Annotated in this window: 17 protein-coding genes and 2 tRNA genes; 4 read left to right on the forward strand and 15 right to left on the reverse strand. The window is 59.8% G+C overall.

What is annotated here, in order from left to right:
• Nucleotides 1–23: 23 nt before the first annotated feature.
• The 3 genes from rpsF to rnr all read right to left on the reverse strand — a co-directional run bounded on the left by rpsF (nt 24) and on the right by rnr (nt 4,154).
• Nucleotides 24–446, reverse strand: a complete 423-nt coding sequence (rpsF, locus tag ACM6I0_RS02035; RefSeq protein WP_003217491.1) for a 30S ribosomal protein S6 — start codon at nt 444–446, stop codon at nt 24–26.
• A 313-nt stretch (nt 447–759) separates the two neighbouring features.
• Nucleotides 760–1,527 (reverse strand): 23S rRNA (guanosine(2251)-2'-O)-methyltransferase RlmB, encoded by a 768-nt coding sequence (rlmB, locus tag ACM6I0_RS02040; RefSeq protein WP_285431797.1) that lies wholly within the window; start codon nt 1,525–1,527, stop codon nt 760–762.
• Complete coding sequence (rnr, locus tag ACM6I0_RS02045; protein WP_285431795.1) at nt 1,524–4,154, reverse strand: ribonuclease R; 2,631 nt, start codon at nt 4,152–4,154, stop codon at nt 1,524–1,526. Before rnr ends, rlmB begins: the two co-directional genes overlap by 4 nt.
• 226 nt (nt 4,155–4,380) lie before the next feature.
• On the opposite strand from rnr, the gene ACM6I0_RS02050 reads away from it, so the two are divergent.
• The 4 genes from ACM6I0_RS02050 to ACM6I0_RS02065 all read left to right on the forward strand — a co-directional run bounded on the left by ACM6I0_RS02050 (nt 4,381) and on the right by ACM6I0_RS02065 (nt 7,486).
• A tRNA-Leu gene (locus tag ACM6I0_RS02050) sits at nt 4,381–4,467 on the forward strand.
• 166 nt (nt 4,468–4,633) lie between these two features.
• A tRNA-Leu gene (locus tag ACM6I0_RS02055) sits at nt 4,634–4,720 on the forward strand.
• Between the two features lie 190 nt (nt 4,721–4,910).
• Nucleotides 4,911–5,921 (forward strand): extracellular solute-binding protein, encoded by a 1,011-nt coding sequence (locus ACM6I0_RS02060; protein ID WP_222589540.1) that lies wholly within the window; start codon nt 4,911–4,913, stop codon nt 5,919–5,921.
• The gene (locus ACM6I0_RS02065; protein ID WP_414921358.1) at nt 5,921–7,486 is read left to right on the forward strand and encodes an ABC transporter permease; all 1,566 of its coding nucleotides are present in this window, start codon (nt 5,921–5,923) and stop codon (nt 7,484–7,486) included. The genes ACM6I0_RS02060 and ACM6I0_RS02065 overlap by 1 nt, the downstream gene beginning before the upstream one ends.
• A gap of 117 nt (nt 7,487–7,603) precedes the next feature.
• On the opposite strand, the gene ACM6I0_RS02070 is transcribed toward ACM6I0_RS02065, so the two are convergent.
• The 12 genes from ACM6I0_RS02070 to ACM6I0_RS02125 all read right to left on the reverse strand — a co-directional run bounded on the left by ACM6I0_RS02070 (nt 7,604) and on the right by ACM6I0_RS02125 (nt 22,608).
• A complete protein-coding gene (locus ACM6I0_RS02070) occupies nt 7,604–9,538 on the reverse strand; it encodes a methyl-accepting chemotaxis protein (protein WP_285431792.1) in 1,935 nt (644 codons plus the stop codon).
• Nucleotides 9,539–9,689: 151 nt separating this feature from the next.
• On the reverse strand, nt 9,690–10,982 hold the full coding sequence (locus ACM6I0_RS02075; protein WP_010464193.1) for an adenylosuccinate synthase: 1,293 nt from the start codon (nt 10,980–10,982) through the stop codon (nt 9,690–9,692).
• A 55-nt stretch (nt 10,983–11,037) separates the two neighbouring features.
• Nucleotides 11,038–12,225, reverse strand: a complete 1,188-nt coding sequence (locus tag ACM6I0_RS02080) for an ATP phosphoribosyltransferase regulatory subunit (RefSeq protein ID WP_285431789.1) — start codon at nt 12,223–12,225, stop codon at nt 11,038–11,040.
• A 306-nt stretch (nt 12,226–12,531) separates the two neighbouring features.
• On the reverse strand, nt 12,532–13,401 hold the full coding sequence (hflC, locus tag ACM6I0_RS02085) for a protease modulator HflC (RefSeq protein WP_059405812.1): 870 nt from the start codon (nt 13,399–13,401) through the stop codon (nt 12,532–12,534).
• The gene (hflK, locus tag ACM6I0_RS02090) at nt 13,401–14,570 is read right to left on the reverse strand and encodes an FtsH protease activity modulator HflK (protein WP_285431787.1); all 1,170 of its coding nucleotides are present in this window, start codon (nt 14,568–14,570) and stop codon (nt 13,401–13,403) included. The genes hflC and hflK overlap by 1 nt, the downstream gene beginning before the upstream one ends.
• A gap of 96 nt (nt 14,571–14,666) precedes the next feature.
• Nucleotides 14,667–15,968, reverse strand: a complete 1,302-nt coding sequence (hflX, locus tag ACM6I0_RS02095) for a ribosome rescue GTPase HflX (RefSeq protein ID WP_285431786.1) — start codon at nt 15,966–15,968, stop codon at nt 14,667–14,669.
• A gap of 12 nt (nt 15,969–15,980) precedes the next feature.
• Entirely contained in the window at nt 15,981–16,241 is a 261-nt protein-coding gene (gene hfq / locus ACM6I0_RS02100; protein WP_007902656.1) for an RNA chaperone Hfq, read from the reverse strand.
• A gap of 94 nt (nt 16,242–16,335) precedes the next feature.
• Nucleotides 16,336–17,307, reverse strand: a complete 972-nt coding sequence (gene miaA / locus ACM6I0_RS02105; RefSeq protein WP_414921359.1) for a tRNA (adenosine(37)-N6)-dimethylallyltransferase MiaA — start codon at nt 17,305–17,307, stop codon at nt 16,336–16,338.
• Complete coding sequence (gene mutL / locus ACM6I0_RS02110) at nt 17,307–19,205, reverse strand: DNA mismatch repair endonuclease MutL (protein WP_285431973.1); 1,899 nt, start codon at nt 19,203–19,205, stop codon at nt 17,307–17,309. The genes miaA and mutL overlap by 1 nt, the downstream gene beginning before the upstream one ends.
• Before the next feature lie 8 nt (nt 19,206–19,213).
• Nucleotides 19,214–20,602 (reverse strand): N-acetylmuramoyl-L-alanine amidase, encoded by a 1,389-nt coding sequence (locus ACM6I0_RS02115; protein ID WP_414921374.1) that lies wholly within the window; start codon nt 20,600–20,602, stop codon nt 19,214–19,216.
• Between the two features lie 48 nt (nt 20,603–20,650).
• Entirely contained in the window at nt 20,651–21,121 is a 471-nt protein-coding gene (gene tsaE, locus ACM6I0_RS02120) for a tRNA (adenosine(37)-N6)-threonylcarbamoyltransferase complex ATPase subunit type 1 TsaE (protein ID WP_285431784.1), read from the reverse strand.
• Complete coding sequence (locus ACM6I0_RS02125; RefSeq protein ID WP_285431783.1) at nt 21,109–22,608, reverse strand: NAD(P)H-hydrate dehydratase; 1,500 nt, start codon at nt 22,606–22,608, stop codon at nt 21,109–21,111. The genes tsaE and ACM6I0_RS02125 overlap by 13 nt, the downstream gene beginning before the upstream one ends.
• Nucleotides 22,609–22,620 lie beyond the last annotated feature (12 nt).

Genomic DNA, 22,620 nt, shown 5'->3' on the forward strand with positions numbered 1-22,620 from the left:
AGGCTCCTTAAAAGGTCCGTGGATTACTCGTCAGCGTTATCGCTGTTGTCGCTGTCATCACTATCAGCGCTTTCAGCGCCTTCGTGCTCAGGACGGTCGCGACGCTCACGGCGCTCACTGCGGTTTTCTTCAGCCTTGAGCATCTCGGATTGGCCGGTAACGGCTTCTTCGCGACGGATGACCAGGTTACGGATCACTGCATCGTTGTAGCGGAAGTTGTCTTCCAGCTCGGCCAGGGCCTTGCCAGTGCATTCAACGTTCAGCATCACGTAGTGAGCCTTGTGAACATTGTTGATTGCGTAGGCCAGTTGACGACGGCCCCAATCTTCCAGACGGTGGATTTTGCCGCCGTCTTCTTCGATCAGCTTGGTGTAACGCTCAACCATGCCGCCGACTTGCTCGCTTTGATCCGGGTGGACCAAAAAGATGATTTCGTAATGACGCATGAATGCTCCTTACGGGTTGTAGCCTGCCGCTCAAAAGCGGTCAGACAAGGAGTGAATGACACTAATGGACTTGCTTGCGATAGACACATGCGTGCCTGCCGTCACAGCAAGGGGCGCAATTGTAGAGAAGGGACAGGAGAGGTGCAAGGCAATTGGTGATTATTTGAACAGTTCGTTCAACCGCCTATTTCGCCTCGGCACAAACCACTGTGGGAGCGAGCCCGCTCGCGATTGGGCCGCAACATCCAACATTAATGCAGAATGTTACGCCGCTATCGCGAGCAAGCCCGCTCCCACAGGGATTACCACAGACTTAGGACTTTTTGGTGGTCCCGGCTGCTTTCACGCTACGCTGGCGTTGCGCTTCGAACAGGCAAACGCCAGTCGCCACGGATACGTTGAGACTGCTGACGCTGCCAGTCATCGGCAAGTGCACCAGGTAGTCGCAAAGATCGCGAGTCAGGCGACGCATGCCGCTGCCTTCCGCCCCCATGATCAGGATGGTCGGGCCGGTCATGTCTTGCTGATACAGACTTTGCTCAGCCTCGCCCGCCGTACCCACAACCCACAAGCCGCGCTGCTTGAGCTTTTCCAGGGTGCGCGCCAGGTTAGTCACGGCAACCAACGGAATCACTTCCGCCGCACCGCAGGCGACTTTTCGCACCGTCGGGGTCAGCGTGGCCGACTTGTCTTTCGGAACGATCACCGCCAGAGCGCCGGCCGCATCGGCAGAACGCAGGCAAGCGCCAAGGTTGTGCGGATCGGTCACACCGTCGAGCACCAACAGCAGTGGCGCGCCTTCGGTGCGATCGAGCAGCTCATCGAGCATCGCTTCGCCCCAGACCTGGCTCGGACTCACGTCCGCCACCACGCCCTGGTGCACGCCTTCAACCCAGGCATCCAGTTCACGGCGCTCGGCGTTGCCGACCGCTACGCGATTTTCCGCCGCCAGTTGAATCAGGGTCTGCACACGCGGATCACTGCGGCCTTCAGCCAGCCAGATCTGCTTGACGCGTTTCGGGTGGTGACGCAGCAATGCTTCTACCGCATGCACGCCGTAGATTTTTTCCAACTGACTCATGACTTGGCCTTAGGTTTACGCGCCCCGCCGCTTTTGGCTGGGGCTGAACCCGCTTTCGGCGGGCCTTTACGGTGTTTGCTCGGTTTGCTGCCGGAAGCCTTGTCAGGCGCCGACCGTCCGGTCTTTCCCCCAGACGCCGCTTTACCGCCGCTTTTCGCTTCAGACAGCAACGCCTGTTTCAGTTCACGGCTTTTACGCAGTTCGGCATTTTTTGCCGCAGCATCGCTCGGGCGATACGCCTCGACAGCCTTTTCCTTCGCAGGACGACGACCGGTTTTCTCCGGAGCCGGCTCTGCAGCGGTTTTAGCAGCAGTCTTGGCGGCTGGCTCACTCTTTTCAGTACCGCGCTTCTTGCGGCCGATCGGCGCGCTGATGGTTTTTTCAGCCATCTCGAAGTCGATCTTGCGCTCGTCGAGGTCAACCCGCATGACGCGCACTTCAACGGTATCGCCAAGGCGGAAGCTGCGACCGGTACGCTCACCGGCGAGGCGGTGGTGCACAGGATCGAAGTGGTAGTAATCACCCGGCAGCGCGGTGACATGCACCAGGCCTTCGACGTAGATGTCGGTCAGCTCGACGAACAGGCCAAAACCGGTCACGGCGGTGATCACACCCGGGAACGACTCGCCAACACGATCTTTCATGAACTCGCACTTGAGCCAGTTCACAACGTCGCGGGTCGCTTCGTCGGCACGGCGCTCGCTCATCGAGCATTGCTCGCCGAGCTGCTCCAGCGCTGCTTCGTCGTACGGATAAATGCGCGCTTTCGGAATGGTCATCGCGCCGGCACGGCGAACGTGCGGCGTGTCCTGCTTCGAATGGATAACGCTGCGGATCGCCCGGTGCGTGAGCAAGTCCGGGTAGCGGCGGATCGGCGAGGTGAAGTGGGTATAGGCTTCATAATTCAGGCCGAAGTGGCCCTGGTTATCGGCGCTGTACACCGCCTGGCTCAACGAACGCAGCATGACGGTCTGGATCAGATGGAAATCCGGACGATCCTTGATGCTTGCCAGCAAAGCCTGGTAATCCTTCGGCGACGGGCCGTCCTTGCCTTTGTGCAGGGACAGGCCGAGCTCGCCAAGGAAGGCGCGCAGTTTTTCCAGACGCTCCGGTGGCGGACCGTCGTGGACGCGATACAGCGCAGGGATTTCGTGTTTTTTCAGGAATTCGGCGGTGGCCACGTTGGCCGCCAGCATGCATTCCTCGATCAGCTTGTGCGCATCGTTGCGAACGGTCGGACGGATTTCGGCAATCTTGCGCTCGGTCCCGAAGATAATCCGGGTTTCCTGGGTTTCGAAATCGATCGCGCCACGCACGTGACGAGCGGCCAACAGCACTTTGTACAGTGCGTAAAGCTGCTTGAGGTGCGGCAGGACGTCGGTGTACTCGCCACGAAGCTGACGCGCTTCGGTGAGTTTCGGCGTTTCCAGCATCGCGCTGACTTTGTTATAGGTCAGGCGGGCGTGGGAGTGAATCACCGCTTCGTAGAAGCAGTAGTCGGTCATCTCGCCGGACTTGGAGATGGTCATCTCGCAAACCATGGCCAGGCGATCGACGTGCGGGTTCAGCGAGCACAGACCGTTGGACAGCTGCTCAGGCAGCATCGGCACGACGCGCTCGGGGAAATACACCGAGTTGCCGCGAACCTGGGATTCATTGTCCAGGGCCGAACCGATTTTCACGTAGCTGGAGACGTCGGCAATCGCCACGTACAACTTCCAGCCACCGGAGAACAGGCGCAGCTTGCCCGGCTTGGCTTCGCAGTAAACCGCGTCATCGAAGTCGCGAGCATCTTCACCGTCGATGGTCACGAACGGCAGATGACGCAAGTCGATGCGCTTCTCTTTGTCTTTCTCTTCGACTTCCGGCTTGAGCTTGGCGGCTTCTTTGAGCACCGCCTCAGGCCAGACGTGAGGAATATCGTAAGTGCGCAGGGCGATGTCGATTTCCATGCCCGGTGCCATGTAGTTGCCCACGACTTCAACCACGTCGCCTTGCGGCTGGAAGCGTGGCGTCGGCCAGTGAGTGATCTTCACTTCGACGAACTGACCGATCTGCGCATTGGCGTTACGGCCCGGAGTGACCAGCACTTCTTGCTGGATCTTCGGGTTATCCGCCACAACGAAACCGATACCGCCCTCTTCGAAGTAGCGACCGACGATGCTCTCGTGGGCACGGGACACCACTTCGACGATCATGCCTTCACGGCGACCGCGACGGTCGAGACCGGAGACGCGGGCCAGGGCGCGGTCGCCGTCGAACACCAGACGCATTTGCGCCGGGCTCATGAACAGGTCATCACTGCCGTCGTCCGGGACCAGGAAGCCGAAGCCGTCACGGTGACCGCTGATGCGGCCAAGGATCAGGTCGAGCTTGTCCACCGGCGCGTACGTGCCGCGACGGGTATAGATGAGTTGAGCATCGCGCTCCATGGCGCGCAGGCGGCGACGCAGGGCTTCGATCTGGTCTTCTGTGGTCAGACCAAACTCTTCGACCAGCTGCTCGCGGTTAGCAGGCGAACCCCGATCAGCAAGGTGCTGAAGGATCAGTTCGCGGCTAGGAATAGGGTTGTCATATTTTTCCGCTTCACGAGCGGCCTCGGGATCGAGGGACTGCCAATCGGCCATTAGAGAGTTTTCACCTTGTCTATATGCGGGTTAGTTTGGCATAGGCGTAATGAAACGGGAAATTTCAGGCTGTGACAGCCCATCTAAAGCACTTTATCGACAACCCAATGATGATTTGAATGCCACTGGTAACATTTTTCAGGTTTTTTTAATTCCAGGGGTTTACAGTTAAAAAGACGCTCCGTATAGTGCGCGCCATCGACGACGCACTAGCGCTGCCGATACTGCCCAGATGGTGAAATTGGTAGACACGCCAGCTTCAGGTGCTGGTGACCGCAAGGTCGTGGAAGTTCGAGTCTTCTTCTGGGCACCAATTTCGAGCTTGAGATTAGATCAATTTCAAGGCTCGCACAAAAACCCGCGAAAGCGGGTTTTTTGCATTCTAAACATCTGATTTATTAAATCTAAATCAGGGGTTTACAGATCAAAACGCTCTCCGTATAGTGCGCCACATCAACAGCGGCAACGCTGAAGATCATGCCCAGATGGTGAAATTGGTAGACACGCCAGCTTCAGGTGCTGGTGACCGCAAGGTCGTGGAAGTTCGAGTCTTCTTCTGGGCACCAATTCAAATTTCAGAGTCGATCTGGAATTGCACAAAAACCCGCTAAAGCGGGTTTTTGCGTTTCCGGGCGTTGAAAAGTTATAGCGCACCGCTCTAACAACGCCTTGACAGCCCGGCAAGGCGTACTTGAGAAGCAATATCGTTTATCATTGTTGCAAGTTTTTGCAATGCGACAGTGAGGAACCCTGCGAATGATGTTTCGAAATACCCTGCGCCGCGGCCTGACCTTCACCCTGCTCAGCCTGGCCCTCGCCACTCCCCTCACCCAGGCTGCTGATCCAGTTTCGCTGACACTCTATAACGGTCAACACAAAGAAGTTGGCGATGCCGTCGCCAAAGCCTTCGAAGCCAAGACCGGCATTCACGTCAACGTGCGCAAAGGCAGCAGCAACCAGCTGGCCAGCCAGGTCGTCGAAGAAGGCGATCGCTCCCCCGCCGATGTGATCTACACCGAAGAATCGCCTCCGCTGAACAAGCTTGGCGAACAAGGCCTGTTGGCGCAAACCGATGCCGCCACCCTTGCCGTCCTGCCCAAAGACTACGTCGCCGGCAACGGCACCTGGATCGGCATCACCGCCCGGGTCCGCGTGGTTGCCTTCAACCCTAAACTGATCGACGAAAAAGACCTGCCCAAGTCGGTGATGGAGTTCTCCGATCCGAAATGGCAAGGCAAGGTCGGCTTCGTGCCGAGCAGTGGCGCGTTCCAGGAACAGGCCGTGGCAATCATCAAAGTGCACGGTATGGATGCCGCCGAAGAATGGCTGACCGGCCTGCGCGCGTTCGGCAAGACCTACAGCAACAACATGGTCGCCCTCAAAGCCGTGGAAAACGGCGAAATCGCCACCGTTCTGGTGAACAACTACTACTGGTTCGCCCTGCAGCGCGAAAAAGGCCAGCTCGATTCGAAATTGCATTACTTCACCGGCGGCGACGTCGGCGGACTGATCACCGTTTCCAGCGCTGCCGTGCTGAAATCGACCAAACATCCAAAAGAAGCCCAGCAACTCCTTGCCTACATGGCCAGCGAAGAAGGTCAGCGCGTGATCACCCAGACCACCGCTGAATACCCGCTGCACAAAGGCATGGCATCGGATCGCGGCCTCAAGCCGTTCAGCGAACTGCAAGCGCCAAAAGTCACCCCAGCCGACCTTGGCAACGCCGAAGAAGCCCTGGACCTGGAACGTGACGTTGGCTTGAACTGATGTGCGCATCGCTATCCGCCCCCGCCGACAGCGGGGGTTACGTGCCACGGCCCAAGCGGCCATCGATCTGGCTGCTGCTACCGGTGTTGCTGTTGGTCGTACTCAGCCTGTTGCCGCTGGCTTATGTCGGACTCAAAACCTGGCAGGCCGGCTGGGCCGAGGCGCTGCACCTGCTTTGGCGGCCGTACGTGTTTGGGCTGCTGCGCAATACGCTGGCACTGATGGTCGGTGTAACCGTTGCCTGCGGCGTGATCGGGCTGTCGCTGGCCTGGTTGCTGGAACGCAGCAACCTACCGGGGCGCCGACTGTGGGGCGTGATTCTGTGCTTGCCGTTCGCCGTACCGGCGTTTGTCAGCAGTTTCACCTGGGTCTCACTGAGCGCTCACTTCGAAGGCTTGGGCGGGGCGATCCTGGTGATGACCCTGTCCAAGTACCCGCTGATTTTTCTGCCGGTCGCGGCAACACTGCGCAATCTCGATCCTTCGCTTGAGGAATCCGCCCGGACCCTTGGACAGAATCGCTGGGGTGTGTTTTTCAAAATCACCTTGCCGCTGCTGTGGCCGTCTTTACTGGCCGGCTCGCTGCTGATCGCTTTGCACATGCTGGTGGAGTTCGGCGCGCTGTCCATCATCGGCCTGCAAACCTTCACGACAGCGATCTATCAGCAGTTCGAACTGGAATTCAGTAACGCCAATGCAGCAATGCTTTCTGCGGTGTTGCTGGCGCTGTGCCTGATGCTGTTGTGGCTCGAATTACGGGTTCGCGGCAAGGGCCGGCATGTGCGCACCGGCCAGGGCGCTGCTCGACGCGCGGAGCAGGTTCGGCTGGGGTCTTGGTCGGCGCTTGGCCAGGTTTATTGCCTGGCGCTGGCGGTCATCGGCAGCGGTATTCCGCTGGGCATGTTGGTGTACTGGCTGGCAGTGGGATCCTCTGCCGCATTCCCCGTGGCGGCGATCAGCGAAGCGTTATTGTCGTCGCTGGCACTTTCCCTCGGTGGCGCAGCAGTGTGCCTGGTACTGGCGGTGCCGGTCGGGCTGCTGGTAGTGCGCCATAAAGGTCAACTGGCAATCTGGGCCGAACGCTTGCCGTATCTGCTGCATGCACTGCCAGGGCTGGTGATCGCACTGACGCTGGTGTACTTCGCCCTGCACTATGTGCCGGCGCTGTATCAGACTTCGGCGTTGCTGCTGATTGCTTATGCGCTGCTGTTCCTGCCGCTGGCTCAGGCACCGATTCGTACGGCCCTGAACAAAGCCGCACCACAATTGGAAGAGGCAGCTCGCACGCTGGGGGCGTCGTCATTCAGCGCGTTTTGCCGAGTGACGCTGCCGATCATTTTTCCGGCTTTGGGCGCGGCGTTTGCGTTGGTCTTTCTGGATGCAATGAAGGAGCTGACGGCGACGCTGCTGCTGAGTCCGACCGGGCTTAATACGCTGGCTACTGAAGTGTGGGCGCATACTGCGAACGTGGAGTTTGCGGCGGCGGCGCCTTATGCGGCGTTGTTGATTTTGGTGTCGGGATTACCGGTCTATTTGCTGACGACGCGGATGTATTTGAGCCGTTGAGATAGCCATCGCGGGCAAGCCCGCTCCCACATTTTTCTTCTGTAAATACACAATTTGTGCGCAACAGAATCACTGTGGGAGCGGGCTTGCCCGCGATGGCGCCAACCCTAAAACACACTAAGCCCTGAACTGCCCCAGGCTCGCCTTCAACTGCGCCGCCAAGCCATCCAGCACTTTGCCGCTGGCGGTGGTTTCCACCACCGCCTGTGCGGCTTTCTCAGCCTGAGCGTGAATGGTCTCGACCCGACCCCGCACAGCCTGCGCACCTTGCGCCTGATGCGCCGCTGCCTGAGTCGCCAGACCAATCGCCGCATGCACTTGCTCGACCGACGCCTGCACCGATTGCTGCAACCGCGCACTGTCACGCAGCACCAGCAAACCTTCACTGGCTTGACGCCCGGCCTGGCCAATCGCGGCCACCGCTTCACGCGCCCCTTGCTGCAAGGCCACGATGTGCGCCTGGATGTCGCCTGTAGAGCTCTGGGTCTTGCTCGCCAGCGCCCGCACTTCGTCCGCCACCACCGCAAAGCCACGACCGGTCTCACCCGCTCGCGCCGCTTCGATGGCGGCGTTCAGCGCCAGCAAGTTGGTCTGCTCGGCGATCCCGTGGATCACCGTCAGCACCACTTCAATCTGCTCACTCTGCTGCGCCAGCCGCTCAATGACTTTCGCCCCGGTATCGACCTGACCGGCCAATGCCTCGATCAGGCTGCCGACCTTCGCCGACGTCCGGGTGTTTTCATCCGTGGCCGAACGAATGTCCACCACTTGCTGCAAGGCTGCCTGCATCGCATGGCTTTCAGACTGGGCTTCATCCGCCATCTGCGACAACGCACGCAGGCTCTCGGCCACTTCATCGCGCTGCATGCCGGCCGCTTTATCGGCACCGGCATTGCGCAGGGTCATGGCGCCAATTTCGACACCGGTGCGCTGAGCCACATCGCCCGCTTCGCGCACGATCGGCTGCAACTTGTCGACGAAGCGATTGACCGCCGAGGCCATGTCGCCGATTTCATCCTTGCTGCTGATTTGCACACGCTTGGTCAGGTCGCCCTCGCCTGCCGCCAGATCATCCATGGCGCTGATCAGCATCTTCAAGCGATTGACCACTCGACGCCCCAGCACCACCGCCAGCAACAGCAGCACGCCGCAACCGACCAACGCCAGGCCCATGCCGATGCGCCAGCGCAACGTCGCCGCCGCTTCCTGCACTGTGCTGGTGGTGTTGGCTTTCATTTCAGATGCGGTCGACTGCGCGGACGTCAGGCGTGCGCGCATCGCCGTGGCACTGTCCGCCGCCGCGCCCTTGAGGCTGTCGCCGACCAGCTGATCGCTACTGGCGATCAGCGCCGCGAAGCGCTTGTCCAGGGCGGCCAGGTCGGTTTCCACCGACGCCGTGGAAACACCCATCAAGACCTTGCCGATTTCCACGCCGTTGGGGTTGATCGAGGCTTCGAGGTAGTAGACCGACGGATCGTTCTTCGCCGCATCCAGCACCTTGTCCAGCGCACGCTCGCCCTGGCCTTTCTCCAGCAACGCCTTGTTGATCGGATTTTCCCGATTGAGGTAGCGCGTCAGGTGCTGGCCCGTGGCGTCGTCGTAAACCACGAACAACACGTTGGGGTTGCGCTGCGCGCGGCGGGCGAATTCAGACAGGGTCGGAACGTCGCTGTCCCACATCGCCCGAGGTGCGACCGAGGCCAGCAATTGCGCCATGTCGTTGGCCGAATCTTTCAGATCCTTTTCCAGCGTCGCCCGCAATTGCACCTGCTCGTCCTTGAGTCGCGAAGACAGGCCGGCGGTGAGTCGCTGACGCGTACTGGTGGAAAGGTTGTCCAGGCTCGACGTGACTTCACGCCCGGCCTGCTCAAGCTCGCCAGAAAGTTTTTGACTGTCGGCACCCAGACGCACACCCAAATCAGCTTCAAGCGCAGTCACCGTGCTCCGAGTCAGAGCCACAGCCACCAGCACCTGCACCAAAAGGGCGATACCAAGAGTAACGAACACAGGCCGCAGTAGACGGCTTTGTAACAGTGAGAGAACAGCCGACACTTGATATCCCTCTGCATTGACGCCATTAAATTGATGGCACGCCAGAAGCGATGCTATTAATGAGGATCACACGCAAAGGTCATGCCGTCCGAGAGGCATAAACGACAAAGGGCCCCATAAGGGGCCCTTTGTGTTTTACATCAACGACTTATTAAGCGAACGGGTGACGCAGAACGATGGTTTCGTTGCGGTCCGGGCCCGTCGAAATAATGTCAATCGGCGCACCGACCAACTCTTCAACGCGTTTGATGTAGTTGCGAGCAGCTTGCGGCAGCTCTTCCAGCGTCTTGGCACCAACGGTGGATTCGGTCCAGCCCGGCATCTCTTCGTACACCGGCTCCAGGCCGATGTAGCTGTCGGCATCAGTCGGTGCGTCGATCACTGCACCATCCTGGTTCTTGTAGCCAACACAGATGTTGATGGTTTCCAGGCCGTCCAGCACGTCCAGCTTGGTCAGGCACAGGCCCGAGATGCTGTTGACGTCGATGGCGCGGCGCAGGATGACGGCATCGAACCAGCCGCAACGACGGGCACGGCCAGTGGTAGCACCGAACTCGTGACCACGCTTGGCCAGGAATGCACCCACGTCGTCGAACAGCTCAGTCGGGAAAGGACCCGAACCGACGCGAGTGGTATAGGCCTTGGTGATGCCCAGGATGTAATCCAGGTACATCGGGCCAAAACCGGAACCAGTGGCGATGCCGCCTGCGGTGGTGTTGGAGCTGGTGACGTACGGGTAAGTACCGTGGTCGATGTCCAGCAAGGAGCCCTGGGCGCCTTCGAACATGATGTCTTTGCCAGCGCGACGCAGCTCGTGCAGCTCAGCGGTGACGTCGAGCATCATCGGCTTGAGCAGCTCGGCGTATTCCATGCACTCATCAAGAGTTTTCTGGAAGTCGATGGCCGGCTCTTTGTAGTAATTGACCAGCACGAAGTTGTGGTAATCCAGCAACTCGCCCAGCTTGGCGGCGAAACGCTCACGGTGGAACAGGTCACCGATGCGCAGGCCACGACGTGCAACCTTGTCTTCGTACGCCGGGCCGATGCCGCGACCGGTAGTACCGATCTTCAGCTCGCCACGAGCCTTTTCACGGGCCTGGTCCAGCGCGACGTGATAGGACAGGATCAGCGGGCAGGACGGGCTGATACGCAGGCGCTCACGCACCGGTACGCCTTTCTCTTCCAGCTTGATGATTTCCCGCAGCAGAGCATCGGGTGCAACCACCACGCCGTTGCCGATCAGGCACTGAACGCCTTCGCGCAGCACGCCCGACGGGATCAGGTGCAAGACGGTTTTCTCGCCGTCGATCACCAGCGTGTGACCAGCGTTGTGGCCACCCTGGTAGCGCACTACGGCGGCAGCATGTTCGGTCAGCAGATCAACGATCTTGCCTTTGCCCTCATCACCCCATTGGGTGCCCAGGACTACGACATTCTTACCCATAACACTTGTCCTCATTCGCGCAAACTTGGTGCCGGCGGCGAGCCGGCAGGAAAACTCAAGAAGCCAGCGGCAATACTTGCCAAAGCCCGTTCTGCTGAATCAATTGCCGGTCGCAGTCCGCTTCACGGGCGGCGGCCAAAGGTTGCCCAGGCAATGCCTGAACGACACGCTGACCCTCACTGCGCAACTGGCAAACCTGCTGCCAGAGTGCCGCATCCGTACTGTCAGGCATCCAGATACCGCCAGACGGTAACTTGATCTCAGCACGCCCCAGGGTCACCAGGGTTTTTAAATCGGTGGAAAATCCGGTGGCCGGACGCGCGCGACCGAAATCGGCGCCGATGTCGTCGTAACGACCACCCTGGGCAATGGACTGGCCAACACCCGGCACGAACACCGCGAACACTACACCGGTGTGGTAGTGATAACCGCGCAACTCACCGAGGTCGAAATACAGCGGCAACTCCGGGAATCGCACGGAAAGACGCTCGGCAATCGCCAGCAAATCATCCAGCGCCGCCAACACCGGCGCCGGCGCAGCCGCCAGACGCTCGCGGGCAGCGCTCAATACTTCACGACCGCCACACAGGTCGACCAACGCTCGCAGCATGCCCGACAGATCGGCAGGCAAGCCTTCGGTCAAGGTAATGACCTCGTCGATGGCTTTACGTTGCAACGCATCGAACAACTGCTGCTCGACTTCACCGGACAAACCGGCGGCGCGGGCCAGGCCGCGATAGATCCCCACATGACCGAGGTCCATGTGTACATCCGGCACATCGGCCAGTTGCAACATGGCCAGCATCAGGCTGATGACTTCCACGTCGCTGCTCGGGCTGGCATCGCCGTACAACTCGGCGCCCAGTTGAATCGGGCTGCGCGAGGATGACAAGGCCCGCGGCTGAGCATGCAATACGCTACCGGCATAGCACAGGCGACTCGGCCCTTCGCGACGCAGGGTGTGCGCATCAATGCGCGCCACTTGCGGCGTGATGTCGGCACGGAAACCCATCTGCCGGCCCGATTGCGGGTCAATGACCTTGAAGGTACGCAGATCGAGATCCGAACCCGCACCGGTCAGCAGGGATTCCAGGTACTCGATATGGGGAGTCACGACAAACTCGTAACCCCAGCTCTGGAACAGATCCAACACCTGACGACGCGCGACTTCAATACGCGCGGCTTCTGGTGGCAGTACTTCTTCGATGCCATCTGGCAGCAGCCAGCGGTCTACCGTTGCCATTACGCCATTCCCCTATGATCCGGGCGGCAAGCCGTTGGGCGAGCCTTGAGTGAAGCAGAAAATGATCGGCTCATGTGCAAACAACGCGCATAAACAACGTGGCGAAAAGCCTGAAACCGGCTTCGCCCTACCACTTTCCTCGAAAAACCTGTTGTGCCTGCATAAAACAAAAAACAGCAATCAAACGTGCAGACGCAAAAAAGCCGGGAATTTCCCGGCTGCCGCATCATACACACGTTTTCCCAAAGGATCACCCCGCCCGAGGCTTTAGCCGCCAGGCGGGGGATGATTCAGGTCAACGTCGTATCAAGGCTTGGCTTTTTCCAGGTAACGGAAGAAGTCACTGCTTGGGTCCAGGACCATGACGTCGGATTTGTTCGCGAAGCTTTCACGGTAGGCGCGCAGGCTACGATAGAAACCGTAGAACTCCTGATCCTGGCCGTAGGCCTTGGAGTAGATTGCAGCGGCCTGGGCATCACCGTCACCGCGAACTTCTTCGGATTCACGATAGGCTTCAGCCAGCAGCACGCGGCGTTGACGATCGGCGTCGGCACGGATGCCTTCTGCCAGTTCGTTACCCTTGGCGCGGTGCTCGCGAGCTTCACGCTCACGCTCGGAACTCATGCGTTCGAAAACGCTGCGGTTCACTTCCTTCGGCAGGTCGATAGCCTTGACCCGGACATCGACGACTTCGATGCCCAACTCTTTTTCCGCCATCTTGTTCAACGATGCGGTGATATCGGTCATCAGCGCATCGCGCTCACCGGATACCACTTCATGCAGCGTACGCTTGCCGAACTGGTCACGCAGGCCCGATTCCAGACGACGGGAAAGACGTTCGTCAGCAATCTGCTTGAGGCCGGAGGTCGCGGTGTAGAAGCGCTCGGCATCTTTCACGCGCCACTTGGCGTAGGCATCAACCATGACGGCTTTCTTTTCCAGCGTCAGGAAGCGTTGTGTCGGTGCATCCAGCGTCATCAGGCGTGCGTCGAATTTACGCACCTGGTTAACGTAAGGCACCTTCACGTGCAAGCCTGGTTGAACGTCAGCCTGAACCACACGACCGAACTGCAGCAGCACCGCACGCTCGGTCTGAGCCACGATGTAGAAGCAGTTCCAGGCTGCGATCGCCACGACGACGCCGACAATAAGGGCGATCAGCGATTTATTGCTCATCAGCGACTCTCCCTGGTACGTGCCGGCTGCTGCAGATCAGCTGCTGCACGCGTATTCGCTTCGTTGCTGGTAGCTGCCGCACCGGTCACCGGAGTACTGGTGTTGCGACCACTTTCGACCATCTTGTCCAGCGGCAAGTACAGCAGATTGCTCTGGCCATTCTTGTTGCCAGTCACGAGGACCTTGCTGGTATTGCTGAAGACTTCCTGCATGGTGTCCAGGTACAGACGCTCGCGGGTGACTTCAGGCGCCTTGCGATATTCGGCCACCAACTTGGTAAAGCGATCCGCTTCACCCTTGGCGCGCGATACCGTTTCGTCACGGTAACCGTTGGCATCTTCAAGGATGCGCTGGGCCTGACCACGGGCTTCCGGCACGACGCCGTTGGCATAGGTTTCAGCCTGGTTACGCGAACGCTGCTCGTCTTCACGGGCACGGATCACGTCATCGAAGGCTTCCTGTACTTCACGCGGTGCAGCTGCGCTCTGTACGTTGACCTGGGTGACAGTGATGCCGGTGCGATAGGTATCCATGAAGCGTTGCAGACGCTCCTTGATTTCGCTGGCCATCAATTCACGACCTTCGGTCAGCACCTGGTCCATCGCCGTGGAACCCACGACATGGCGCAATGCACTTTCGGTCGCGTGCTGCAGGCTGATTTCCGGCTGATCGACGCTCAGCACGAAATCCTGCAGGTTGCTGATCTTGTACTGCACGGTCAACGGCACTTCGACGATGTTCTCGTCCTCAGTCAGCATTTGACCCTGCTTGGTATAGGCACGCTCACGCGTGACGTTTTCCAGGTACTTGTGATCGATCGGCGGGAAGTAGATGTTCAAGCCTGGGCCGACCGTCTCGTAGTACTTGCCGAAGCGCAGCACCACGGCTTGCTCCTGCTCGTCGACTACATAGACTGCGCTGTACAGCCAAATAGCTGCCAGCACGACAAGGCCGATGCCGAGCAGGCCGCCGAAGCCACCACTCCTGCCCGGACCACCGCCGTCATCACCGCGTTTCTTACCACCACCGAACAACCCGTTCAGGCTTTCCTGCAGCTTTCGGAAGGCCTCGTCGAGATCCGGTGGTCCCTTGCGGTCGCCGTTATTGCGGCGCTTGCCACCCCAAGGATCCTGATTATTCGAGTTGCCACCCGGCTCATTCCAAGCCATAGCGCTCTCCATCTGATAAAGCAAAGACGCACCCACGGCGCGCCGACCAATGCTACAGAATGCCTGTCACCACGGCACAACCGCTTTCTCAGGCTTTTATTGCAAAGTGTGTTGCTCGATGAAGTCCATCGGCTGCAATCCTTCGCGGCTCACCAGTCGATTCAACTCGATTCGTGGCAAACGAACGGCCAGCAGGCTGACGCCTTCTTCGTCGTGTTCTTCTTTCTGTACCGCACCGGCTTCGAAAAACTGCGCACGCAGTCGAGCAAAACGTTGCGGCAAGCGCAAGGTGCCAACAAACAAATCATTGCCGAGCAGTTCGGCCACGGCCTGCTTGAGCAGGTCCAGACCTGTACCGTCCTTGGCCGACAACCAGACCCGCAGCGGTTTGCCATCGGCATCGCGCTGGATCTGTGGCTCAACGCCCTCAAGCAAATCGAGTTTGTTGTATACCTCGAGGATCGGCAAGTCCTGGGCACCGATCTCGCCCAGTACCACCATCACCTGCTCGATCTGCAACATGCGATCCGGTTCGGCCGCATCGATCACGTGCAGCAGCAGGTCCGAGTTGCTCGACTCTTCGAGCGTAGACCGAAACGCCTCGACCAGTTTGTGGGGCAAATGACGTATGAAACCCACAGTGTCGGCCAGGACAATCGGCCCCAGGTCGTCGATTTCCAGACGGCGCAAGGTCGGGTCCAGCGTGGCAAACAACTGGTCAGCCGCGTACACGTCGGATTTCGTCACGTTATTGAAGAGCGTGGATTTGCCGGCGTTGGTGTACCCCACCAGGGACACGGTAGGAATATCCGCACGCGAACGGCCGCGTCGCGACTGTTCGCGCTGGCTGCGCACTTTTTCCAGTCGGCCCTTGATCTGTCTCAGGCGAACCCGCAGCAAGCGGCGGTCGGTTTCCAGCTGGGTTTCACCCGGGCCACGCATACCGATACCGCCACCCTGACGCTCAAGGTGAGTCCAGCCACGAACCAGCCGGGTGCTCATGTGGTCAAGCTGGGCCAGTTCTACCTGGAGCTTGCCTTCATGGGTACGGGCGCGCTGGGCAAAAATATCGAGAATCAGACCGGTACGGTCGATCACGCGACACTCGAAAACACGTTCGAGGTTACGTTCCTGACTGGGCGTGAGGATGTGATTGAAAATCACCAGATCTGCCTTTTCGGCATGGACCAGGTCGCGCAGTTCCTCGACCTTGCCGCTGCCAATCAGGAATTTGGCGGTTGGCCGATGACGCGGCACGTTAAAAAACGCAACGGTCTCGGCGCCAGCCGAATTAGCCAATTCCTGAAACTCCTGCGGATCTTCGCGCGCCTCAGGGTCCTGTCCATCCAAGTGAACGAGGATTACTCGCTCACCACCACCGTGGCGCTCAAAGAACAAAGGAGACTCCTATCAGGCGTTACCTGGCTCAGCGTCACCTGCTTCGGATTCGGTTGCGCTAGGCAGACGAATTGGACGAACCGGCACCACTGTAGAGATAGCGTGTTTGTAAACCATCTGGCTGACGGTGTTTTTCAGCAGGATAACGAACTGGTCGAAAGACTCGATCGTGCCTTGCAGTTTGATCCCGTTGACCAGGTAGATGGACACCCCAACTTTCTCTTTACGTAAAGTATTCAAGTAAGGGTCTTGTAGCGAATGCCCTTTTGACATGTGCCGCACTCCTTTAAGGATTCAATATAAAAAATAGGTAAACAGATGACTTGTGGCCGTCACACCCCCAAGGATAGACGGCAATTGCAAGGACTCAGCTCAATATGGAGATGGTCCCCAGGTATTTCAAGGCGCGCGGCAGATTGTCGCAATCCAGGCTGTCCAACCAGTGTAAATCAGCCCAGCTGCGCAGCCAGGTGAACTGGCGCTTTGCCAATTGGCGCGTGGCAATGATTCCACGCTCCTGCATCTCGGCTTGCGTCAGCTTGCCATCCAGGTAGTCCCAGACTTGTCGATAGCCTACCGCACGTATAGACGGCAACCCTGAATGCAGGTCACTGCGTTTACGCAGGGCTACGACCTCGTCAATGAATCCCTGTTCCAACATGTTCGTGAATCTTTGTTTAATTCGCTCGTGCAGTACTTGGCGATTTGCCGGAGCAATGGCCAAGTTCGCGACAGTATAGGGCAATTGTTGCAGTCCCGAAGCGGCTGCTTCAGTACTTTGCGCAGATTGTCGCAACCTGAGCTCAGTCATGCTCTGACCACTGACGCGATAAACTTCCAGCGCTCGACTGAGCCGCTGGGGATCGTTCGGATGAATACGCGCGGCAGAGACCGGGTCGATGACCGCCAATTGTTCGTGCAGCGCAGGCCAGCCGAGGCGTGCAGCCTCTTCTTCAATCTGCGCCCGGACATCGGGATCAGCAGCCGGCATGTCCGCCAGGCCTTCGACCAAAGCCTTGTAATAGAGCATTGTGCCGCCTACCAGCAGCGGAATTTTACCCCGTGCGGTGATCTCGGCCATTGCTTCCAGGGCGTCACGACGAAAATCCGCTGCCGAATAACTCTCTGCCGGGTCGAGAATATCGATCAGACGGTGTGGGAATTCGGCCAACAATTCTCTGGAAGGCTTGGCGGTGCCGATGTCCATGCCGCGGTAAACCAGCGCTGAATCGACACTGATCAGCTCGCAAGGCAGGACCTTGGTGAGTTCAATGGCCAGGTCGGTCTTGCCGGCGGCGGTCGGGCCCATCAGGAAAATCGCAGGAGGGAGCTGGCTCATCAACGACCGCGCAAAAACAGTTTGTCCAGATCGTCCAGGCCCAGTTGGGTCCAGGTCGGTCGGCCATGGTTGCATTGACCGCTACGCTCGGTGTTTTCCATGTCGCGCAGCAGACCGTTCATCTCCGGCAGCGCCAGTCGCCGATTCGCCCGAATCGCGCCGTGACAGGCCATCGTGCCGAGCAGTTCGTTCAGGTGCGCCTGAATCCGGTCGCTGGTGCCGTATTCCATCAAATCCGCCAACACATCGCTAACCAGTCGGTTGGCCTCGGCCTGTTTCAGCAACGCGGGGATTTGCCGGATGGCCAGTGTTTCCGGGCCCAAGCGCTGCAGTTCAAAGCCCAGGCGCTGGAACCAGGCGACGTTTTCTTCGGCGCAATCGGCTTCGCGCTGGCTGACCGCCAGGGATTCCGGCACCAGCAAAGGCTGGCCACTCAGCCCTTCACTGGCCATGGCGACTTTCAGGCGCTCGTACATGATTCGCTCATGAGCGGCGTGCATGTCCACCAGCACCAGGCCCTGGGCGTTTTCCGAAAGGATGTAGATGCCTTTGAGCTGCGCCAGCGCATAACCCAGCGGCGGAATATCGTCCTGTCCGGCCGGTAATGCGACGGCGTTGGCTTCTGGCAGCGGTGCAAAAAATTCGCGGTATGCAGCCTGCGCTTCAGCCACCGGGACACCGGACTGAGGCCGGGGGGTGTATTGATACTGATAACCCGCGCCTGCGCCCGAGCCGGCCGGCGTGTTGAACGACGGCTGCGCCTGAGGCTGTTCCAGCAAGGCATTGGCCGCCAGGCGCATTTCGCCCTGTGGACCGAATTCGCCAGCATCGATGCCGGTGGGTCGCACGATGGCGGTCGCCACCGGGCTAGCCAAATGATCTTCCGGACGCACATCGCCCAAGGCGCGGTGCAAGGTGCCATAGAGGAAATCATGGACCATGCGCCCGTCACGGAAGCGTACTTCGTGTTTGGTCGGGTGGACGTTGACGTCGACGCCCGCCGGATCGACTTCGAAAAACAGCACGAACGTCGGGTGCCGGCCATTGAACAACACGTCGCGATAGGCCTGGCGTACCGCATGGGCCACCAGCTTGTCGCGGACCGCACGGCCATTGACGAAGAAATACTGCAAGTCCGCCTGGCTGCGGTTGAACGTCGGTAACCCGACCCACCCCCACAAGTGCAGACCATTGCGCTCGATTTCGATCGGCAGCGCCTGCTCGAGGAAACCGGAACCGCAGATGGCCGCCACACGCCGGGCACGGGCCGCGTCGTCATGGGCTTCGTGCAGACTGAGGATGGTCTTGCCGTTGTGGCGCAAATGGAACGCCACGTCGAAACGCGCCAACGCCAGACGCTTGATCACTTCTTGCAGGTGATCGAATTCGGTTTTTTCAGTCTTGAGGAATTTGCGTCGCGCCGGGGTGTTGAAAAACAGGTCGCGCACTTCGACCGAGGTGCCCACCGGATGGGCTGCAGGCTGCACGCGAGGCGCCATGTCCCGACCTTCGGTCTCGACCTGCCAGGCCTGATCGGCATCCTTGGTGCGGGACGTCAGGGTCAGGCGCGCAACGGAGCTGATCGAAGCGAGGGCCTCACCGCGAAACCCGAGACTCATGACTTGCTCGAGGTCTTCGAGGTTACGAATCTTGCTGGTGGCGTGTCGCGCCAGGGCCAACGGCAAATCATCGGCAGAAATGCCGCTGCCATCGTCGCGAACCCGCAGCAACTTGACGCCGCCCTGCTCCACGTCCACATCGATGCGTCGTGCACCGGAGTCGAGGCTGTTTTCCAGCAGCTCCTTGATCACCGACGCCGGGCGCTCAACCACCTCACCCGCGGCAATCTGGTTCGCCAGCCTTGGGCTGAGCAGCTCGATGCGAGCTGCCGGGGTCACCACCTGATTCATTCCTTGGCCGCCAGTTCGGTGCCAGGAATGGTCAAGGTCTGACCGATTTTCAGCTCATCGCTTTGCAGGTTGTTGGCGCTGCGCAGCGTGGCCGGCGATACCTGATAACGCACCGCGATCATCGCCAGTGTCTCGCCCGGGCTCACCCGGTGATCGCGAGGGCCTTGCACGATTTTCCCGGAGTCACGCAACCAGGCGATGTAAGTACCCGGCGGTGGGTTCTGCTGGAAGAACTGACGCACGCCACTGCTGATCGAACGCGCCAGCGCCTGCTGGTGATTCGCTGCCGCTAGCTTGGACGCTTCGTTGGCATTGGAGATGAACCCGGTTTCGACCAGGATCGATGGAATGTCCGGCGACTTCAGCACCATGAACCCGGCTTGTTCCACGCGCTGCTTGTGCAACGGCGTGACCCGGCCAATGTTGCTCAGAACCTTCTGGCCAACGTTCAGGCTGGAGGTCAGGGAAGCGGTCATCGACAAGTCCAGCAATACGCCCGCAAGCATACGGTCCTTGTCGTCAAGGCTGACGTTGCCGGCGCCGCCGATCAAGTCGGAACGGTTTTCGCTGTCGGCCAGCCAACGGGCGGTCTCCGACGTCGCGCCGCGATCGGACAAGGCAAACACCGATGCACCGAAGGCAGCAGCCGAAGGCGCGGCGTCGGCGTGGATCGAAACGAACAGGTCAGCGCCCTTCTTGCGGGCGATTTCAGTACGGCCGCGCAACGGAATGAAGTAGTCACCGGTGCGGGTCAGTTCTGCGCGGAAGCCTTTCATGCCGTTGACTTGACGCTGCAATTCACGGGCGATGGCCAATACCACGTCTTTTTCCTTCTGGCCGCGAGAACCTGAGGCGCCCGGGTCTTCTCCACCGTGGCCGGCGTCGATCACCACCAAGATGTCGCGCTTGCCAGCCGGTGCGGGCGGCAGCTTCACTGCTGGCTCCGTCGGAGTCACCGGAGTCACCGGAACTGGCGCTACTGTCGCAACGTTGGTTGGCACGGGAATTGGCGCGGCGGCATCGGCGCTATCGAACAGGTCGACCACCAGGCGATTGCCGTATTGGGCGTTTGGCGCCAAGGTAAAACTTTTCGGGGTGACGGCTTTTTTCAGGTCGATGACCACCCGCAGGTCCGTCGGCGTGCGCTGGGCCGAACGCATGGCGGTGATCGGGGTGTTCGAGGTGTTGAGCTTCAGCGGCGCAGCAAGGGTCGCGCCATTGATATCGATGACCAGCCGGTCCGGGGCGCTCAAAGTGAATACGCTGTGTTGCACCGGCCCCGTCAGGTCGAACACCAACCGTGTGTTGTCCGGAGCCCGCCACAGGCGAACGCTGTTGACCTTTGTCTCGGCCACAGCGTCGACGGTCACCGCCAAAAACAACATACCTACGGCAGCTACCATCGCGCGAAAGCGCATACCTAACCCCATCATTTAATTGGTTTCCAATGCCAAAACGGCACACCACGACTCGCCACGCGAGCCTTGGGACAAAATTTTCAGCGAACGCCCGCTGTCTTGCGGGCTAATGGTAATGGTCAGGTCGGGCTTTGGCAAAAAGCCTGCACCCTTCTGGGGCCATTCGATCAGGCAAAGCGCATCGTCTTCGAAATAATCGCGGATGCCCAGGTACTCCAGCTCCTCAGGGTCGACCAGTCGATAGAGGTCGAAATGGAAGGCCCGGATGTCGCCGATTTCGTAGGGCTCGACCAAGGTGAACGTCGGGCTCTTGACCGCCCCGACGTGCCCCAGGCCACGGATGATGCCCCGTGACAGCGTGGTTTTCCCCGCCCCCAGATCCCCTTCCAGAAAAATCAGACCGTGCCCTTGGGTGGTTTTTGCAATGCGTTCGCCAAATGCGGTCATCGCCTCTTCATCAGCCAGATACAGGGTTACTTCAGACACGGTGCTTGCTCCTCCAACAACTGACGAATGGCCGGGATCAGATCACTGGCCGCCAGCCCACGGCCCGATTTACCGACTTGCGCGCCAGCATTGGCGTGCAACCAGACCGCCAGGCAAGCAGCGTCGAACGTGTCCATGCCTTGGGCCAGCAGTGCGCCAACCAGACCGGCCAGCACGTCGCCCAAACCAGCGGCAGCCATTGCCGGATGGCCCTGATGACACACCGCCAGTCGCCCGTCAGGACAGGCGACCAGACTGCCGGCACCTTTCAAAATCACTACTGCTGTATATTTTTTGCTCAGCGCATGGGCCGCTGCCGGCCGATCGGCCTGAACCTCGGCGGTGCTAATTCCCAATAAACGCGCCGCTTCCCCTGGATGCGGCGTGATCACGCAATCCTTGGGCAAGCTCACCTGCCCTTGCGCCAGCAGATTCAGCGCATCGGCATCCCAGACTTGCGGCAACGGTGCATTGGCCGCCGCCGACAATAGGCTGCGCCCCCAGGAAGTCTGGCCCAGGCCCGGGCCGACCACCAGTACGGAAACCTTTTGAAGCAGTCCCATCAGCTGATTGGCCGACGAAACCCCGAGCACCATCACCTCAGGGAGTCTCGCCAACGCCGCCGGAACATGTTCACTGCGCGTGGCCACGGACACCATGCCCGCACCGCTGCGCAGGGCACTTTGCGAACTCAGCAGGATCGCGCCACCCAAGCCACGGTCACCGCCAATCAGCAAAACATGGCCGAATTTGCCTTTGTGCGATGTTGGCGCACGGCTCGGCAGACGCGGCAGGTTACCGGTCGACAGACGGCAAGCGCTGACAGCGACCCCACTGATGGTCTCGGCGCTCGCTTGCAGATCATTGAAAACCAGCTCCCCCACCCCATCCGCCGCGTCACCGGTAAACAGCCCCAGCTTCAAACCAATGAAGGTCACGGTCAGATCAGCACGAATGGCCACGCCGAGTACGCGCCCGGTATCGGCACTCAGTCCGGAAGGAATATCCACCGCCGCCACAGGCAAGCCACTGGCATTGATCGCTGTGATTGCGCTGGCATAGGGCTCTCGCACTTCACCGGTCAGACCGGTGCCGAGCAAGGCGTCCAACACCACACCCCGCAGCTCGGAGTGCGGGGCCCAGGCTTGTACGGCGACGCCTTCCGAAACGGCCTCGGCGTGAGCCAACGCCGCATCGCCCTGCAAATGCAGGGGATCGCCCACCGCCAACACCCGCACGTGCCAGCCGGCACGCCGGGCCAGCACCGCCACCAGATAACCGTCGCCGGCGTTGTTACCGCGACCGGCCACGACCGTCAATTCGTTCGCCGTCGGCCAGTGACGGACCAGCGCACGCCAGGTCGCCCGGGCAGCCCGCTGCATCAATTCGAAGCCCGGCGTGCCGGCCGCGATCAGGCTCGCGTCGAGGGCTCGCACTTGCGCGGCGCTGTACAGCGCGTCGGGTAAATCATCTTTAGTGTGCGGCATGCGTCTTCGGGC

The organism is Pseudomonas sp. IT-P294 (assembly GCF_949767865.1).
Classification (GTDB): Bacteria; Pseudomonadota; Gammaproteobacteria; order Pseudomonadales; family Pseudomonadaceae; genus Aquipseudomonas.

Excerpts from the sequence above, each read along its gene's own strand:
- rpsF (WP_003217491.1), bottom strand. The coding sequence starts at position 446 with ATGCGTCATTACGAAATCATCTTTTTGGTCCACCCGGATCAAAGCGAG.
- rlmB (WP_285431797.1), bottom strand. The coding sequence starts at position 1,527 with ATGAGTCAGTTGGAAAAAATCTACGGCGTGCATGCGGTAGAAGCATTG.
- rnr (WP_285431795.1), bottom strand. The coding sequence starts at position 4,154 with ATGGCCGATTGGCAGTCCCTCGATCCCGAGGCCGCTCGTGAAGCGGAA.
- ACM6I0_RS02060 (WP_222589540.1), top strand. The coding sequence starts at position 4,911 with ATGATGTTTCGAAATACCCTGCGCCGCGGCCTGACCTTCACCCTGCTC.
- ACM6I0_RS02065 (WP_414921358.1), top strand. The coding sequence starts at position 5,921 with ATGTGCGCATCGCTATCCGCCCCCGCCGACAGCGGGGGTTACGTGCCA.
- ACM6I0_RS02075 (WP_010464193.1), bottom strand. The coding sequence starts at position 10,982 with ATGGGTAAGAATGTCGTAGTCCTGGGCACCCAATGGGGTGATGAGGGC.
- ACM6I0_RS02080 (WP_285431789.1), bottom strand. The coding sequence starts at position 12,225 with ATGGCAACGGTAGACCGCTGGCTGCTGCCAGATGGCATCGAAGAAGTA.
- hflC (WP_059405812.1), bottom strand. The coding sequence starts at position 13,401 with ATGAGCAATAAATCGCTGATCGCCCTTATTGTCGGCGTCGTCGTGGCG.
- hflK (WP_285431787.1), bottom strand. The coding sequence starts at position 14,570 with ATGGCTTGGAATGAGCCGGGTGGCAACTCGAATAATCAGGATCCTTGG.
- hfq (WP_007902656.1), bottom strand. The coding sequence starts at position 16,241 with ATGTCAAAAGGGCATTCGCTACAAGACCCTTACTTGAATACTTTACGT.
- miaA (WP_414921359.1), bottom strand. The coding sequence starts at position 17,307 with ATGAGCCAGCTCCCTCCTGCGATTTTCCTGATGGGCCCGACCGCCGCC.
- ACM6I0_RS02115 (WP_414921374.1), bottom strand. The coding sequence starts at position 20,602 with ATGTTGTTTTTGGCGGTGACCGTCGACGCTGTGGCCGAGACAAAGGTC.
- ACM6I0_RS02125 (WP_285431783.1), bottom strand. The coding sequence starts at position 22,608 with ATGCCGCACACTAAAGATGATTTACCCGACGCGCTGTACAGCGCCGCG.